The sequence below is a fragment of the Microbacterium sp. 22242 genome (assembly GCF_052045495.1).
Taxonomy (GTDB): domain Bacteria; phylum Actinomycetota; class Actinomycetes; order Actinomycetales; family Microbacteriaceae; genus Microbacterium.
Genome location: NZ_JBQEOZ010000005.1, coordinates 264,843 through 280,830, shown reverse-complemented (window position 1 = coordinate 280,830; position 15,988 = coordinate 264,843). Strand labels below are relative to the sequence as shown.

The following is a 15,988-nucleotide window of genomic DNA, read 5'->3' as shown; positions in this document are numbered from 1 at the left end:
GGGAGCATGCCCAGGAGTTCGAACGCGACCACTCACGAGAAGAGGAGTGCGGCGGAGAAGCCTTCGGCGCGCGCCCGCTCCGGCGCCGCGTCCGGGACGAAGCCGCGCAGCACGGCGGCCAAGGCCGCTCCCGCCCCGAAGAGGTACGTCGACGAGCCGGAGAAGCCTCCGATGATCGCGCGCGCCTGGATGGGCATCGCGCACGGCGTCGGGGGGCTGTTCCGCGCGTTCGGGCCGGAGACGCTCGAGAAGGATCAGCGCCGCGACGGCTTCCCGTTCCTGCTCGTGCTGCTCGCCATCGCGGGCGCCGTCAACGAGTGGTTCTTCATCGGGGCCGCGGTCGCGAGCAACATCAGCGCCTATTCCGTGGGCGCTCTGGTGGGCCGTGTCGCCTTCGTGGCGCCCGTGCTGCTGCTGCTGCTCGCCGGCTGGCTGTTCCGGCATCCGTCATCGGTGCACGACAACGGCCGGATCGGGATCGGCTTCGGCCTGTTCGTGATCGCGCTGGCCGGGTTCTGCCATGTCGCCGGCGGCATGCCGCAGCCCAAGCAGGGCATGGTGGCGCTGAGCGCCGCGGGCGGCCTGTTCGGCTGGATGCTGGGGCAGCCGTTGAGCTACCTCACCGCCATCCCCGCCTACATCGTGCTGTCGCTGCTGGCCGCGCTGAGCGTGCTGATCCTCACGAAGACCCCGCCGAACCGGATCGGCGCGCGCCTCGGCGACCTCTACGCCTGGATGTTCGACGCGGAGCGGACCCCCAAGGCCGAACCCGTGGAGGAGGCGGCGATCGATCCGGCCGACAAGGTCGACGATCCCGACGTCCTGCCGTGGTGGCGTCGCAACAAGACCGGGCGTGAAGAGGATCCGGAGAGCGGCGCGGGCTCGCAGGACCTCACCGAGCTCCTCACCGCGCAGGACGACGTGCCCACGGTGGCGACCGCGTACGACAAGGCGGTCATCACCGACGCCGATCCGTACGACGCCGCGACCGAGGTGCTCACCGACGTGCGCTCCGTGGCGGACGCGCTCGCCGAGCAGCAGACCACCGCGCTCCTCGACGACGGCGACACCGGCGAGCTCGACGAACTCGGCGGGTTCGACGGGTTCGGCACGGCGGGGCCGGGGCAGAGGGGGCCGCAGGCGCCCGTCGCCCCGTACATCCTGCCGTCGCCCGGCGTGCTCAAGGCCGGTCCGCCGTCCGTGGCCCGTTCCGAGGCGAACGACCGGGTCGTCGAGCAGCTCACGAACGTGCTCACCCAGTTCAACATCGACGCCAAGGTGACCGGCTTCTCCCGCGGACCGACGGTGACCCAGTACGAGGTCGAGGTCGGCCACGGCGTCAAGGTCGAGAAGATCCTGCAGCTCAGCAACAACTTCGCCTACGCGGTCGCGTCGAACGACGTGCGGATCCTCTCGCCGATCCCCGGGAAGAGCGCGATCGGCATCGAGATCCCGAACGCCGACCGCGAGACCGTCGCGCTCGGCGACGTGCTGCGCTCCGCCGCGGCGCACAAGAGCACGCATCCGCTGACGATCGGCGTCGGCAAGGACGTCGGCGGCAACTTCGTGGTCGCGAACCTCGCCAAGATGCCCCACCTGCTCGTCGCCGGATCCACCGGATCGGGCAAGTCCAGCTTCGTGAACTCGATGATCACGAGCCTGCTGATGCGGGCGCGCCCCGCCGACGTGCGCATGGTGCTGATCGACCCGAAGCGCGTGGAGCTCACCAGCTACGCGGGCGTGCCGCACCTGATCACCCCCATCATCACGAACCCGAAGAAGGCCGCCGAGGCGCTGCAGTGGGTCGTGAAGGAGATGGACATGCGGTACGACGACCTCGCGTCGTTCGGCTTCCGCCACATCGACGACTTCAACCGCGCCGTGCGCGCCGGCGAGGTCGAGGTCCCCGCGGGCAGCGAGCGCGTGCTCAAGCCGTACCCGTACCTCCTCGTCGTGGTCGACGAGCTCGCCGACCTGATGATGGTCGCACCGCGCGACGTCGAGGACTCGATCGTCCGGATCACCCAGCTCGCCCGCGCGAGCGGCATCCACCTCGTGCTCGCGACCCAGCGCCCGAGCGTCGACGTCGTCACCGGTCTGATCAAGGCCAACGTGCCCTCGCGTCTCGCCTTCGCGGTCACCAGCGTCACCGACAGCCGCGTGATCCTGGACAGTCCCGGCGCGGACAAGCTCATCGGCCAGGGCGACGCGCTGTTCTCGCCGATGGGATCCTCCAAGCCGTTCCGCCTGCAGGGCGCCTGGGTGGACGAGAGCGAGATCGACGCGGTCGTCAAGCACGTCACCGGCCAGGCCAGGCCCGAGTACCGCCCGGATGTGGCGGAGGCCGTGGAGGGCAAGAAGAAGGAGGTCGACGAGGACATCGGCGACGACCTCGAACTGCTCCTCGCCGCCGCCGAGCTGATCGTGTCGTCCCAGTTCGGCTCGACGTCGATGCTGCAGCGCAAGCTGCGCGTCGGCTTCGCGAAGGCCGGCCGGCTCATGGACCTGCTGGAGTCCCGCGAGATCGTCGGCCCGTCCGAAGGGTCCAAGGCCCGCGACGTCTTGGTCACGCCCGAGCAGCTGCCCGGCGTGCTGGCCAAGCTCCGCGGTGACGACCAGCCCTCGGCCCACGCCCCGTCCGCCCATGCCGCCTCGTCCGCTCACGCTCCCGCTCCGACCGCCCCGCCCGTTCCCGCACCGCCCCTGCCGCCCGCTGCGCCGGCCGGCGGCTACGCGGACGACCGCTACGGCGAGGATCCTCTGGAGGCGCAGTACCGCGGCCTTCCCGAGGTCGAGGCGGAGACGGACGAGGACGCCTGGGGCCTCACCGGGCGCGACTGATGGACATCCCGCGGCAGCTCCCGAACGCGATCACGGTGGCGCGGATCCCGCTCGCGATCATCTTCTTCGTCCTGCTGCTGCTCGGCGGCACGGACGGCCTGCCGCACCTCGCCCTGCGCTGGGTGGCGGCGGCGCTGTTCATCCTCGCCATCTCGACGGACTGGGTCGACGGCTATCTCGCGCGTCGGTACGACCTGGTCAGCGACTTCGGCAAGCTCTGGGATCCGATCGCCGACAAGCTGCTCACCGGCGCCGGGTTCATCGGCCTCGCCCTCCTGGGCGAGGTGTGGTGGTGGCTCGTCGTGGTCATCCTGGTGCGGGAGTGGGGCATCACCGTGCACCGCTTCCTGGTCGCCAAGGAGCACATCGTCGCCGCGGCGTGGATGGGCAAGATCAAGACCGCGGTGCAGGCGGTGGCGCTGTCCTGGGCGCTGCTGCCCCTGCACGTGTGGATCGGGCTTCCGGCATGGTCGATCACGACCACCGTGCTGATGATCGTGGCGCTGATCCTCACGATCGCGAGCGGCATCGACTACATCGCCGCGCAGCTCCGCGGTGCACGCGCCGACCGGAACGCGACCGAGTGACGCAGCCGTCGCCCCGCGCCGAGGCGGTGGTCGAGGCACTCCGCGTCCGCGGGCTAAGTCTCGCCGTCGCGGAGTCGCTCACCGGAGGGGCGCTGAGCGCCGCCATCGTCTCGGTTCCGGGTGCGTCGGCTGTCCTGAACGGTGCGGTCGTCGCTTACGCCACACCGGTCAAGGCGAGCCTTCTGAACGTGGATCCGATGCTTCTCGCGGCACGCGGGCCGGTCGACCCCGACGTGGTGCGGCAGATGGCCGAGGGAGCGCGTTCCGCCCTCGCCGTCGACGGACGCGCTGCCGATGTCGGCGTCGCCACGACCGGCGTGGCAGGGCCCACCGCGCAGGGCGGTCAGCCCGTCGGCACTGTGCACATCGGCGTGAGCCGGGCAGGCGGAACCGTGAGCCGGTCGTTCCGCTTCGAGGGCGACCGTGCGGAGATCAGGGCCGCGACCGTCGAGGCGGCCCTCGCCCTGCTCGTCGACCTCCTCGCAGAAGATCCTTCGGCCGCGGGGGAATACCAGGCCGGTTCTCGAAGTTGAGTCGAGTGTGCTCACATTCAACGCACAGGACGAAACACTAGAATCGAATCCGTTGAGGCGAGTTAGACTGACCATCCGGTCCGGCGTCTCGACCGGCTCGGTGGGGGAGAGGAGGTCCCGATGATTCTCGTACGACAGGAGATCGGCGACGTGCTGCGGGACTTCCGTCTGCAGAAAGGTCGGACGCTCCGTCAGGTCGCGGGCAAGGCTTCCGTCGCCCTCGGATATCTCAGCGAGGTCGAGCGCGGTCAGAAGGAGGCGTCGAGCGAGATCCTCGCGTCCGTCGCCGAGGCTCTGGACGTCCCGATCTCGACGATCATGCGCGAAGTCGGCGATCGGATCGCCGAGCTCGAGGGTCTGCAGGTGATCCCGGACGTCGTCCCGGACGACCTGGTGGCGTCGGTCGAGTCCGAGTTCTCGCTGCGCTGATCGGATGCGGCGCAGCGAATTCCTCCGCGCGGTGAGCGCGGAGTTCGGCGCGCGCGGAGACGCGCTGGCCGCCGATCTGGTGCTGGCGGCCGTCGGCGGCCGCACTGCCGCCCAGGCGCTGGACGCCGGTGTGCCGCCGCGCGATGTGTGGCTGGCGCTGTGCGCCGAGACGGACGTCCCGGAGGAGCGCCGCCACGGTGTCGGCAGGCTGGAGCGCAAGCGCGCCTGAGCGCACGCGCGCTTGTCGTGTTCGATCCGTACGCCGGCCATCCCGGCGTGTCGTCGAAGACATGTTCGAGGAGCGGGTATCGTCCTGCACAGATGGTTTCGTGATCGGATCGTCCACGGTTCCCGGAGCCGGCGCCGCAATGTCGGTGGCCGCTCCTAGCGTGTTCGGCATGACCACGAGGTCATTCGCCTTGTCGGAGAGCTCGCCCCAGCCGGAGCAGCCGCGACAGCCTACAGGCGGCAGTTCACGAGCACGAAGGAGCACGTCATGCCCTCACCCGCAGACCGCGAGAAGGCCCTCGAAACGGCACTCGCCCAGATCGACAAGCAATTCGGGAAAGGCTCGGTCATGCGGCTGGGCAGTGACGAGCGCGCCCCTGTCGAGGTGATCTCCACCGGATCGATCGCCCTCGACGTGGCGCTCGGCGTGGGCGGTCTTCCCCGTGGCCGCATCATCGAGATCTACGGACCGGAGTCCTCCGGCAAGACGACGCTGACCCTGCACGCGATCGCGAACGTGCAGCGGGCCGGCGGCATCGCGGCGTTCGTGGACGCGGAGCACGCCCTCGACCCGGACTACGCGGCGAAGCTCGGCGTCGACATCGACGCCCTCCTGGTCTCCCAGCCGGACACCGGGGAGCAGGCCCTGGAGATCGCCGACATGCTCGTGCGCTCCGGTGCGATCGACCTCGTCGTGATCGACTCCGTGGCGGCCCTCGTGCCGCGCGCCGAGATCGAGGGCGAGATGGGCGATTCGCACGTGGGTCTGCAGGCGCGTCTGATGTCGCAGGCCCTGCGCAAGCTCACCGGTGGCCTGAACCAGACCAACACCACCATGATCTTCATCAACCAGCTGCGCGAGAAGATCGGCGTGTTCTTCGGGTCTCCGGAGACCACCGCCGGCGGCAAGGCGCTGAAGTTCTACGCCTCGGTCCGCCTCGACATCCGTCGCATCGAGACGCTGAAGGACGGCGCGGACGCGGTCGGAAACCGTACGCGTGTCAAGGTCGTCAAGAACAAGATGGCCCCGCCGTTCAAGCAGGCCGAGTTCGACATCCTGTACGGGATCGGCATCTCCCGCGAGGGCAGCCTGATCGACTTCGGTGTCGAGCACGGCATCGTGAAGAAGTCCGGTGCCTGGTACACCTACGACGGCGACCAGCTGGGGCAGGGCAAGGAGAACGCCCGCAACTTCCTGCTGAAGAACCCGGACATTGCGGCGACGATCGAGACCCAGATCAAGCAGAAGCTCGGCATCGGCGGTGCGGCGGCGCCGGCATCCGCGGCCGACGAGCTGGCGCAGCGCCGCCCGGCCTGATGTCTCGACGTCGCTCGACAACCGTGTCTCGACGTCGCTCGACAACCGGGGTGAGCCGTGCGTGACGGGGACGGGGCATCGTCGCAGGACGATCGCCTCGCCCCGGTCATTCCGCTCTTCGGGGCGCGGGGTGGTTCTGCCGCGGGCGCCACGGAGGCGCCGGCGGAGAAGACGTCGTCCCCGGCCGCGGAGTGGCGCTCGACCTGGGCCGAGGAGTCCGCGGCTGCGCGTCGCGGCCCGGGGCCCCGCCACCCTGCGGCTGGAGCACTGCGGCCGCAGGCGGACGTCGCCCTCCCCGAGCGCGACGACGGCGGGGATGAGGCCGAACACGGTCGCACCCGGCTCCGGGCGGTCGGCCGGCACAGCGACCAGGCGCCCGCCGCAGCGGATCCGCTCGGCGAGGCCAAGGAGGTGCTCGTCCGCAAGCTCCGCACCAAGCAGCTCACGAGCCGAGAGGCCACGGACGTGCTGCGCGGGCTGGGCGTCGCGGCGGACGACCGCGACCTCATCGTCGCGGAGTTCGAACAGCGCCGGTACCTCGACGACGTCGCGCTGGCGGAGCATCTCGTCACCTCGGGGTCGGATCGCAAGGGCCAGGGGAGGGTCGCGATCTCGCGGACGCTCGCACAGCGCGGCATCCCCAGGGAGATCGCCGACGAGGCGCTCTCGAGGCTCGAGGACGACGACGCCGAGCGCGCACTCGACTACGCGCGATCGAAGGTGGCTGGCCTTCGCCGGTACGACGAGGACACCGCGATCCGTCGGCTGGTCGGGCAGCTGTCTCGTCGCGGCTACGGCGGGAGCGTCGCGCTGAACGCCGCACGCACGGCCTGGCGCGAGACGCAGCCCGGCGCAGCCCGCGGCCGGGTGCGCTTCGAGGATTCGGACTGAGCGCGCGCTGTCCCGCCCTCGGGTGCGGACGTCGAAAGTAGAATGGCTGTCATCATGACCATTCCCCTGAGCGAACCCACGATCATCGCGCCCTCCGCGGCCGCGCACGATGAGACCGGGCGTCCGCGCACCTACGAGGTGCGCACCTTCGGCTGTCAGATGAACGTGCACGACTCCGAGCGACTCTCCGGCTCTCTGGAGAGCGCCGGCTACGTCCGCGTCGAGGCGGACGACGAGGCCGACATCGTCATCATCAACACCTGCGCGGTGCGCGACAACGCCGCGGGCAAGCTCTACGGCACGCTCGGGCACCTCAAGTCCCGCAAGGACAAGCACGCCGGGATGCAGATCGCCGTCGGCGGGTGTCTCGCCCAGATGGACAAGCAGGCCGTGCTCGACAAGGCGCCCTGGGTCGACGTGGTCTTCGGCACGCACAACATGGGGTCCCTGCCCGGACTGCTCGAACGCGCCCGCCACAATGGGGAGGCCGAGCTCGAGATCCTCGAGTCGCTCGAGGTCTTCCCCTCCACTCTGCCGACGCGACGTGACTCGGCGCACAGCGGCTGGGTGTCGATCTCGGTCGGATGCAACAACACCTGCACGTTCTGCATCGTGCCGAGCCTGCGCGGCAAGGAGAAGGACCGCCGGCCCGGTGACATCCTGAACGAGATCCGCCTGCTCGTCGAGGACGGGGCGATCGAGGTCACCCTGCTCGGCCAGAACGTGAACTCCTACGGCGTCGAGTTCGGCGACCGGCAGGCGTTCGGCAAACTGCTGCGCGCCGCCGGCGAGATCGACGGGCTGGAGAGGATCCGCTTCACGAGTCCCCACCCGGCGGCCTTCACCGACGACGTCATCGACGCCATGGCCGAGACGCCGAGCGTGATGCCGCAGCTGCACATGCCGCTGCAGTCCGGCAGCGACCGGATCCTGCGCGCCATGCGCCGCTCCTACCGCAGCGAGAAGTTCCTCGGCATCCTCGACCGGGTGCGCGCGAAGATCCCGAACGCGGCGATCTCGACCGACATCATCGTCGGCTTCCCCGGCGAGACGGAGGAGGACTTCGAGGACACGATGCGGGTGGTGGAGCAGGCCCGCTTCGCGAGCGCGTTCACGTTCCAGTACTCGATCCGCGAGGGCACACCCGCCGCCACCATGGCGGACCAGGTCCCCAAGGAGGTCGTGCAGGCGCGCTACGACCGTCTGATCGCGCTGCAGGAGCGCATCTCCCTGGAGGAGAACCAGAAGCAGCTCGGCCGAGAGGTCGAGGTCGTCGTGTCCGTCGGCGAGGGCAAGAAGGACGCCGAGACGCACCGCCTCACGGGGCGCGCGCAGGACAACCGTCTGGTGCACTTCGAGCTGCCCGAGGGATCGGATCGGCCCCGTCCGGGCGACGTGGTGACCGTGACGATCACCCACGCGGCTCCGTTCCACCTGCTCGCGGACGCGCCGGACGGCGCACCGCTGCGCATCCGGCGCACGCGCGGCGGGGACGCCTGGGACCGGGCGCAGGCCGAGTCGTGCGCTGTCCCGGCCGCACCGGCCGCCGACGGCGCGCCCCGGGCGGTGTCGCTGGGGCTGCCGACGTTGCGCGTCGGCGTGTGAGCGCGGATCCGACTGCGGTCTCGCAGGCGGAGACCAGGTCGCCGCGTCTCTGGGCGATCGTCGGCGCGACCGGCACCGGCAAGAGCGATCTGTCGCTCGATCTCGCGGAGGCGCTCGGCCAGCACGGCATCGGCGCCGAGGTCGTGAACGCGGACGCCATGCAGCTCTACCGCGGCATGGACATCGGCACCGCCAAGCTGCCGGCGCAGGAGCGCCGCGGCATCCCGCACCATCTCTTCGACGAGCTCGACGTCACCGAGGACGCGGCGGTCGCCTGGTATCAGCCGCGGGCGCGCAGCGCCATCGAGGCGATCCACGCGCGCGGCGCCGACGCGATCGTCGTCGGCGGATCCGGCCTCTACGTCTCCAGCGTGCTCTACGACTTCCGCTTCCCGCCCCGCGATGAAGCCCTGCGCGCACGGCTCGAGGCCGAGCTCGCGGAGCACGGTCCTGTGCCTCTGCTGGCCCGCCTGCAGGAGCAGGACCCGGCGACCGCGGCCCGGATCGACCCGAAGAACGGCCGGCGCATCGTCCGAGCGCTCGAGGTGCTGGCCCAGGGGGAGAGCACGCACGGCGCCGCACTGCCGGCGCAGCCCGTGCCGTGGGCGCCGCGCACCCGGGTGCTCGCACTCGGCGTCGACCGCGCCGCCCTGGTCGAGCGTCTGGATCGCCGGGTCGAGCGGATGTGGGCGCAGGGCATGGTGGACGAGGTGGAGCGGCTGCGCGCGGCCGGCCTCGAACAGGGCACGACGGCCCGCCGCGCGATCGGCTATGCGCAGGCCCTGGCGCAGCTCTCCGGGACGCTCGCGCAGGACGAGGCGATCGCCGAGACCCAGGCCCTCACCCGCCGGTACGCCCGGCGGCAGGTGTCCTGGTTCCGGCGGTACGCCGAGGCGGAGTGGCTCGACGCGCGGGAGTCGGTGGACATGTCCGGGATCGTGGAACGGGAGACGATGCATGAGTGACGGCTTCGGGATCCGAGCCTTCCAGCGCGGCGACACCGAGGCGGTGATCGCGCTCTGGGAGGACGCCGGACTGACCCGGCCGTGGAACGACCCGCGTGCGGACATCGAGCGCAAGCTCGCCGTGCGGCCGGAGCTCTTCCTGGTCGCCGAAGAGCCGGCTCCGGCCGACGGCACCGCTCGGATCGTCGGCTCGGTCATGGCGGGATATGACGGGCACCGCGGCTGGCTGTACTACCTCGCGAGCACCTCGGAGCGGCGGGGCGCGGGGATCGGACGGGCGCTCGTGGCCGAGTCCGAGCGGCTGCTGCGGGCGATGGGCTGCCCGAAGGTGCAGCTCATGGTCCGCGAGGGCAACGAGCAGGTGCTGGGCTTCTACGACGCGCTCGGCTACGAGCGCTTCACCGTCAGCAACACCGGCAAGCGCCTCATCGCCGACGCCTGAGCAGAAGCGGCGGACCCGGCATCCGGCGGATCCGCCGCGACGGCGCGGACCCCTCGATTCTGCTCAGAGCGGATCCGCTCGCGCGCTCCGGAACCGCCTGCCTAGCATGGCGCCATGACCACGATGCATGAGGATCCGCGCACCGCTCGCAGCCCCGGTGAACCCGAGCGGCTCTGGCGTTCGGTGGTCGGCGAGCTGCTCCGCGACGCCCGTGCCGACCGCGGTGAGACCCTCGCCGAGACCGCGCGCCGGGCCGGCGTCTCGCCGCAGTATCTGTCCGAGATGGAGCGCGGGCGCAAGGAGCCGTCCAGCGAGATGCTGGCCGCGGTCTCCGGCGCCCTCGAGCTGTCACTGCTCGACCTCACCCTCGGCGTGGCGGAGCGGATCGCCGGATCCGCGGGGCCCGACGGGCGGGCGGCGCAGCTCTCGCCCGCCGTCGGCCGGGCGGCCTACGCGCTAGCCGCCTGAGCCGTCGTTCCGTCCTCGTGCGGAGCCCCGCCGGCGGGGCGTCCGGCGCCGTCGATCGTGCGCGCAGGGCGCATCGGAGGAGACTGCACGACGACCTGATCGACGAGCCCGTACTCGCGAGCGCCCTCGGCGGTCAGCACGAGATCGCGATCCGTGTCTGCGCGCAGACGCTCGGCGGTCTGTCCGGTGTGCGCGACCAGGATCCGCTCGAGGTCGTCGCGCACCCGCACCACCTCGTCCGCCTGCAGGATCAGGTCCGGGATCGTGCCGCGCCCCTGCGCCGCGGGCTGGTGCAGGATCACCCGGGCGTGCGGCAGTGCGGCGCGCTTGCCGGCCGCGCCCGCGGCGAGCAGCACGGCGCCGACGGCCACGGCCTGGCCGACGCAGAACGTCGCCACGTCCGAGCGGATGAACCGCATCGTGTCGTAGACGGCGAGCATGGCGCTGGGGTCGCCGCCCTCGCAGTTGATGTAGAGCTGTATGTCGCGGTCGCCGCCCTCGGAGTCGAGGTGCAGCAGCTGAGCGACGAGCACGTTCGCGACGTCGGCATCGAGCGGGGTGCCGAGGTAGATCACCCGCTCGGAGAGCAGGTGCGAGTACACGTCGAGCACGCGATCTCCGCGGGGCGAGGTCGCGATCACGTTGGGGACGAGGAACGAGGCCATCTCAGGCTCCTTCTGCGGTCAGGCCGATGCTTCGGCGGGTGAGTGGCGGCAGCACCGCGGCGAAGTCCGTGGCGATCTCATCGATGAAGCCGTAGGCGAGCGCCTCCTCGGCGCTGTACCAGCGGTCGTGCAGCGAGTCCTCGAACACGCGCTCGATCGGCTGGCCGGTGTCCTCCGCGATCAGGGAGAGCACGGTGTCGCGGGTGTGCCGCAGATCCGCGGCCTGCAGCTCGACGTCGACCGCCGTGCCGCCGATGCCGGCCGATCCCTGATGCAGCAGGATCCGGCTGTGCGGCAGCGCGCGTCGCCGGCCCTTCATGCCTGCGGACAGCAGGAACTGGCCCGCGCTGCAGGCGAGCCCGAACGCGACGGTGGCCACGCCGCAGGGGACGGTGCGCATGAGATCGCGGATCGCGAGCATCGCCGGGACGGATCCGCCGGGGGAGTGGATCCACAGGGTGACCTCCGCGGTGGGATCGTCTGCGGCGAGGGCGAGCAGCTGCGCCATCAGCAGCACGCCGTTGTCGTCGTCGAGGACCCCGTCGAGGACGAGGATCCGGCGCGCGAACAGCATCCGGCGGGTGTCGGCGTCGAAGAGGTTGCGGGTCTGTTCGTCGGTCATGCCCTCAGCGTGCGCCCGGCATCGCCGCGGAGGCGAGCGGATCTGCCTCCGGCGGATCCGCCCACGGCGGACGACTCTTCGGACTCCGGACGGAGCGAGACGAAGGGCCACCGGTCGCCGGCCGGCGTCCGGCGCGATCGGCACACACGCTCCGCCCTAGAATCGACGCATGGTCGCATTCACCAAGGGGCACGGCACCGGCAACGACTTCGTCATCGTCGCCGACCCCGACGGCGCGCTGCACTTCACCCCGGAGCAGGTGGCCGCCCTCTGCGATCGCCACTTCGGCATCGGCGGCGACGGCCTGCTGCGCGTCGTCCGCTCCGCAGCGCTTCCGGAGGGCGCTGCCGCGCTCGCCGAGAACCCCGCGGCCGAGTGGTTCATGGACTACCGCAACGCGGACGGATCCGTCGCCGAGATGTGCGGCAACGGTGCCAGGGTGTTCGCGCACTATCTGCTGCGCACCGGCCTCGCGGAGCTTGCGGAGGGCGGATCCCTCCCGATCGGCACCCGCGCCGGCGTGCGCGATGTGACCCGCAGCGAGGACGGCTACCGCGTCGACATCGGCCCCTGGCGGCTCTCCGGTCACGACCCGCTCGCGCGGGCGACGGGCCTGAGCGTGCCGCGGCCCGGACTCGGCATCGACGTCGGCAACCCGCATGTCGTGGTCGCGATCGCGTCCGACGCCGAGCTGGACGGCCTCGAGCTCGCGCACGGTCCCGAGCTCGCCCCCATGCCCGAGCACGGCGCGAACGTCGAGTTCGTCGTGCCTGCGGAGCCCCTCGTGCAGGATGGGGTCGGCCGGGTGCGGATGCGCGTGTTCGAGCGCGGCGTCGGCGAGACGCTCAGCTGCGGCACCGGCGTGGTCGCGACCGCGCTGGCGGTGCGGCACTGGGCCGGCGCCGGCGCGCCGGACGAGTGGACGGTCGAGGTCCCGGGGGGCACGCTGGGCGTGCGCATGGCGCCCGCCGCGGACGGCGAGCACGCGTTCCTCTCCGGACCCGCGCAGCTCGCCTACTCCGGCGAGATCGACCTCGCCTGACCTGGCGCCGGAGGACACCCGCCCCGTGGTGTGCGACGGCGATGGGGTTCCCGTCGACAGCGAGCGCCCCTCGATCGAGCGGCTCTAGGGCAGCGCGATGCCCTCCGTCGGCGGCGTGCCGTGCCGGCGGACCTTGAGCACCCGGAAGCCGCGGCCCGTGGTGGCGCGGTAGACGCTGTAGCCGCCGTCGAAGGTGGACGCCATCCAGCGCTGCAGCGAATCGGCGCCGAGGTTGCGGCTCACCACGAGCCAGGCGTCTGCGCGTTCGTCGAGGCGCGGGATCCAGCGCTCCAAGAGGTCGTGCAGCTCGCTCTTGCCGACGCGGATGGGCGGATTGGAGCGGATCGTGCGGAACGACACGTCGGCGGGAACATCTTCGGGCGTGACGGCGTTGACGTTGTGGAGGCCGAGTTCGGCGGCGTTGCGGCGCACCAGATCGAGCGCCCGTTCGTTCACGTCGACGGCCCAGACGGTGGCGTGCGGGGACGCGAGCGCGAGGGACAGGGAGATCGGCCCCCAGCCGCAGCCCAGATCGAGCAGGTGGCCGCTCGGAGGGGGCGGCGGCGTGTTCGCGAGGAGCACGGACGTGCCGACATCCACGTGATCCGGGCTGAAAACACCGGCCGCGGTGGTGAGTTCGGCCTCTCGGCCCGCGAGCGTGACCTTGATCCTGCGGAGGTTCTCGGGGCTGGCGGGAGCCGCAGTGAAGTAGTGGTCCGAGCCCATGGAGCGAGCGTACCGGACACTCCCAGCTAAAGTTAAGGCGCCCGACCGATTTCGGCGGGCACAAGAAAGGTGCGGATGACGCAGTCCACAACACATGACGAACACGACGACGCGGTCGAGCGCGTTCTGGCCGCAGCGGAGCGGCGTGCGGAATCGCACGTCTTCGGATCCGCGCAGGCTCTGCAGGACACCGCGACCGCCGGGCACGGGTCGGCCGACGGCGAACAGTGGGACCTCGAGGAGCGCCACGCGCTGCGTCGTGTCGGCGGGCTCTCCACCGAGCTCCAGGACGTCACCGAGGTCGAGTACCGGCAGCTCCGTCTGGAGAACGTCGTGCTCGTCGGGGTGTACCCGCAGGGGGCGCAGGACGACGCGGAGAACTCGCTGCGCGAGCTCGCCGCGCTCGCCGAGACGGCCGGGGCCGTGGTCCTGGACGGGCTGCTGCAGCGCCGTCCGCATCCGGATCCCGCGACCTATCTCGGTCGCGGCAAGGCGCAGGAGCTCAAGGACATCGTCGCCGCGGTCGGCGCCGACACCGTGATCGCCGACACCGAGCTCGCCGCGTCCCAGCGTCGCGCCCTGGAGGACGTCGTCAAGGTGAAGGTCATCGACCGCACCACGGTGATCCTCGACATCTTCAGCCAGCACGCCAAGAGCCGCGAGGGCCGCGCCCAGGTCGAGCTCGCGCAGCTCGAGTACCTGCTGCCGCGTCTGCGCGGCTGGGGCGAGTCGATGAGCCGGCAGGCCGGTGGCCAGGTCGGCGCCGGCGGCGCGGGCATGGGATCGCGCGGACCGGGTGAGACGAAGATCGAGCTCGACCGTCGCCGCATCCGCACCCGGATGGCCATGCTGCGCAAGCAGATCCGCGACTTCAAGCCCGCACGCGAGGCCAAGCGCGCCGAGCGCAAGCGCCACACGATCCCCTCCGTCGCGATCGCGGGGTACACCAACGCCGGCAAGTCCAGCCTGCTGAACGCCCTCACGAGCGCCGGCGTGCTGGTCGAGAACGCGCTGTTCGCGACGCTGGACGCGACCGTGCGCCGTGCGGAGACCGCCGACGGCCGGGTGTACACGCTCACCGACACCGTCGGGTTCGTGCGCAACCTGCCGCACCAGCTGGTGGAGGCGTTCCGCTCCACGCTCGAGGAGGTCGGTGACGCCGACGTCATCGTGCACGTCGTCGACGGATCCCACCCGGATCCGGCCGGGCAGATCAAGACCGTCCGCGACGTCATGGGCGACGTGGGTGCGCGCGACCTCCCCGAGATCGTCGTCTTCAACAAGGCCGACCTCCTCGACGAGGACGAGCGGATGGTGCTGCGCGGGCTGGTCCCCGGGGCGCACTTCGTGTCGTCGCGGACCGGCGAGGGCATCGAGGACCTGCGCGCCGCGATCGACGCGATCCTGCCCATGCCGGCCGTCGAGATCCGCGCCGTGGTGCCTTACGACCGGGGCGACCTGGTCGCCGCCGTGCACGAGAGCGGGCTGCTGCTCGAGGTCGCGCACGAGGAGAACGGCACCAGGATCCACGCGCACGTGAGCGAGCGGCTCGCCGCAGAGCTCGCCCCGTTCTCGGTCTGACGGACTGTCGGTCCTCTCTTCCCGCACGCCCGGCACGCGCGTAGGATGCGCGCATCGCGACGCATCTCCGCGTCGCGCCTTGGGGAAGAACACTGTGAAGGAGGACCGACTGATGAAACGATTGGCGATCGGCTGTGCGATCGCGCTGGGGCTCGTTGCAGCAGGATCCAGCGCGGCCTATGCCGGTGAGTACACCGGGAACGGGGACCCGACGTCCGGGCCGGCGCACGCCTCGTCGGAATGCGCATATTCAGGCCTCGACAAAGCGGACGCGCTCGAGAACAACCCTCCGGGGTTCGACGACGACGCGATCGCGGTGCGAGGCAACCAGAGCCCCGGCGGCGTGGACAGGTATCACGGCGTGCAGTCCTACGGATCGTTCGTGAAGGCCGGACTCAAGGCCTACGTGCCATCGCCGGGAATGGCGTGCCGCGGGAACGCTCCCGGGGAGTGACCGCTCGACATCGCCGTCGGCGGTGCAGCGACGACGCCTCGGAGCCTGGCTCCGAGGCGCCGGTGCTCCCGGGCCGGGGAATGGCGAAGGCGCACGAACCGTTGTAGTCTGTGATGCTCGGGCGCGTGTGCGCCCGCTGGTAATTCCATAGTGCGACAGCGGCTCCTTCGCAAGAAGGACCACGGGGCTGATCGGTTTCGACAGCGCCTGTGAATCCACGAGAAGCGGGCCGAGGATGCAGGGTTATCTCGTGAACGCTCCCTGCAAAACAATAAGTGCCAACGCAAAGCGCACTGACTTCGCCCTCGCTGCGTAAGCGAGCCCGATAGTCCGTCAGGCCGTATGTGATTCCGATACGGATCCTGGCGTCATCTAGGAATCTTGCTGTGCGACGGCGTCTGGACGTCGTACGGGACTCTTCCCAGGCTGGGCTTGTCGACTTAGGTGTCTGTGACAAAGGTCGGAGCCGAGCAGAACGTCTGCACAGACTGCGCCCGGAGAAGGCGTGGAGACTCAGCGTTGGACGGGGGTTCGATTCCCCCCAGCTCCACCGAACCGCTGTCGCGATGTCATGGAACAGGAAACCCCAGG

Annotated in this window: 17 protein-coding genes and 1 other RNA gene; 15 read left to right on the top strand and 3 right to left on the bottom strand. The window is 70.8% G+C overall.

Going from position 1 to position 15,988, the window contains the following annotated elements; genetic code table 11:
* Window positions 1-6 precede the first annotated feature (6 nt).
* From ACTJJZ_RS07955 to ACTJJZ_RS07905, 11 genes are all read left to right on the top strand, one after another.
* The gene (locus tag ACTJJZ_RS07955) at window positions 7-2,841 is read left to right on the top strand and encodes a DNA translocase FtsK (RefSeq protein WP_440720637.1); all 2,835 of its coding nucleotides are present in this window, start codon (window positions 7-9) and stop codon (window positions 2,839-2,841) included.
* Window positions 2,841-3,428, top strand: a complete 588-nt coding sequence (gene pgsA / locus ACTJJZ_RS07950) for a CDP-diacylglycerol--glycerol-3-phosphate 3-phosphatidyltransferase (RefSeq protein WP_440720636.1) — start codon at window positions 2,841-2,843, stop codon at window positions 3,426-3,428. The genes ACTJJZ_RS07955 and pgsA overlap by 1 nt, the downstream gene beginning before the upstream one ends.
* On the top strand, window positions 3,425-3,961 hold the full coding sequence (locus ACTJJZ_RS07945) for a CinA family protein (RefSeq protein ID WP_440720635.1): 537 nt from the start codon (window positions 3,425-3,427) through the stop codon (window positions 3,959-3,961). The genes pgsA and ACTJJZ_RS07945 overlap by 4 nt, the downstream gene beginning before the upstream one ends.
* 120 nt (window positions 3,962-4,081) lie before the next feature.
* Window positions 4,082-4,390: a helix-turn-helix domain-containing protein gene (locus ACTJJZ_RS07940; protein WP_440720634.1), complete on the top strand. Its 309-nt coding sequence runs from the start codon at window positions 4,082-4,084 to the stop codon at window positions 4,388-4,390.
* Between the two features lie 4 nt (window positions 4,391-4,394).
* Complete coding sequence (locus ACTJJZ_RS07935; RefSeq protein WP_440720633.1) at window positions 4,395-4,619, top strand: DUF3046 domain-containing protein; 225 nt, start codon at window positions 4,395-4,397, stop codon at window positions 4,617-4,619.
* Window positions 4,620-4,886: 267 nt separating this feature from the next.
* Window positions 4,887-5,936, top strand: a complete 1,050-nt coding sequence (gene recA, locus ACTJJZ_RS07930) for a recombinase RecA (RefSeq protein WP_440720632.1) — start codon at window positions 4,887-4,889, stop codon at window positions 5,934-5,936.
* Between the two features lie 57 nt (window positions 5,937-5,993).
* Window positions 5,994-6,827, top strand: a complete 834-nt coding sequence (locus ACTJJZ_RS07925) for a regulatory protein RecX (protein ID WP_440720631.1) — start codon at window positions 5,994-5,996, stop codon at window positions 6,825-6,827.
* A 54-nt stretch (window positions 6,828-6,881) separates the two neighbouring features.
* On the top strand, window positions 6,882-8,432 hold the full coding sequence (miaB, locus tag ACTJJZ_RS07920; protein WP_440720630.1) for a tRNA (N6-isopentenyl adenosine(37)-C2)-methylthiotransferase MiaB: 1,551 nt from the start codon (window positions 6,882-6,884) through the stop codon (window positions 8,430-8,432).
* Window positions 8,429-9,397, top strand: a complete 969-nt coding sequence (gene miaA / locus ACTJJZ_RS07915; protein WP_440720629.1) for a tRNA (adenosine(37)-N6)-dimethylallyltransferase MiaA — start codon at window positions 8,429-8,431, stop codon at window positions 9,395-9,397. Before miaB ends, miaA begins: the two co-directional genes overlap by 4 nt.
* Entirely contained in the window at window positions 9,390-9,839 is a 450-nt protein-coding gene (locus ACTJJZ_RS07910; protein WP_440720628.1) for a GNAT family acetyltransferase, read from the top strand. Before miaA ends, ACTJJZ_RS07910 begins: the two co-directional genes overlap by 8 nt.
* Before the next feature lie 114 nt (window positions 9,840-9,953).
* Window positions 9,954-10,307: a helix-turn-helix domain-containing protein gene (locus tag ACTJJZ_RS07905; RefSeq protein WP_440720627.1), complete on the top strand. Its 354-nt coding sequence runs from the start codon at window positions 9,954-9,956 to the stop codon at window positions 10,305-10,307.
* On the opposite strand, the gene ACTJJZ_RS07900 is transcribed toward ACTJJZ_RS07905, so the two are convergent.
* Both ACTJJZ_RS07900 and ACTJJZ_RS07895 read right to left on the bottom strand, forming a co-directional pair.
* A complete protein-coding gene (locus ACTJJZ_RS07900) occupies window positions 10,289-10,972 on the bottom strand; it encodes a ClpP family protease (RefSeq protein ID WP_440720626.1) in 684 nt (227 codons plus the stop codon). The two genes, ACTJJZ_RS07905 and ACTJJZ_RS07900, sit on opposite strands and share 19 nt — an antisense overlap.
* A gap of 1 nt (window position 10,973) precedes the next feature.
* On the bottom strand, window positions 10,974-11,594 hold the full coding sequence (locus tag ACTJJZ_RS07895; RefSeq protein ID WP_440720625.1) for a ClpP family protease: 621 nt from the start codon (window positions 11,592-11,594) through the stop codon (window positions 10,974-10,976).
* Between the two features lie 169 nt (window positions 11,595-11,763).
* On the opposite strand from ACTJJZ_RS07895, the gene dapF reads away from it, so the two are divergent.
* On the top strand, window positions 11,764-12,636 hold the full coding sequence (dapF, locus tag ACTJJZ_RS07890; protein ID WP_440720624.1) for a diaminopimelate epimerase: 873 nt from the start codon (window positions 11,764-11,766) through the stop codon (window positions 12,634-12,636).
* Between the two features lie 84 nt (window positions 12,637-12,720).
* Here dapF and ACTJJZ_RS07885 read toward each other — a convergent pair whose 3' ends face one another.
* Window positions 12,721-13,362, bottom strand: a complete 642-nt coding sequence (locus tag ACTJJZ_RS07885) for a class I SAM-dependent methyltransferase (protein ID WP_440720623.1) — start codon at window positions 13,360-13,362, stop codon at window positions 12,721-12,723.
* Between the two features lie 75 nt (window positions 13,363-13,437).
* On the opposite strand from ACTJJZ_RS07885, the gene hflX reads away from it, so the two are divergent.
* From hflX to ssrA, 3 genes are all read left to right on the top strand, one after another.
* Window positions 13,438-14,943, top strand: coding sequence for a GTPase HflX (gene hflX / locus ACTJJZ_RS07880; RefSeq protein WP_440720622.1), 1,506 nt, complete (start codon window positions 13,438-13,440; stop codon window positions 14,941-14,943).
* Window positions 14,944-15,055: 112 nt separating this feature from the next.
* Window positions 15,056-15,397, top strand: a complete 342-nt coding sequence (locus ACTJJZ_RS07875; protein ID WP_440720621.1) for a hypothetical protein — start codon at window positions 15,056-15,058, stop codon at window positions 15,395-15,397.
* Window positions 15,398-15,580: 183 nt separating this feature from the next.
* Window positions 15,581-15,950: a transfer-messenger RNA gene (ssrA, locus tag ACTJJZ_RS07870) on the top strand.
* Window positions 15,951-15,988: the final 38 nt, after the last annotated feature.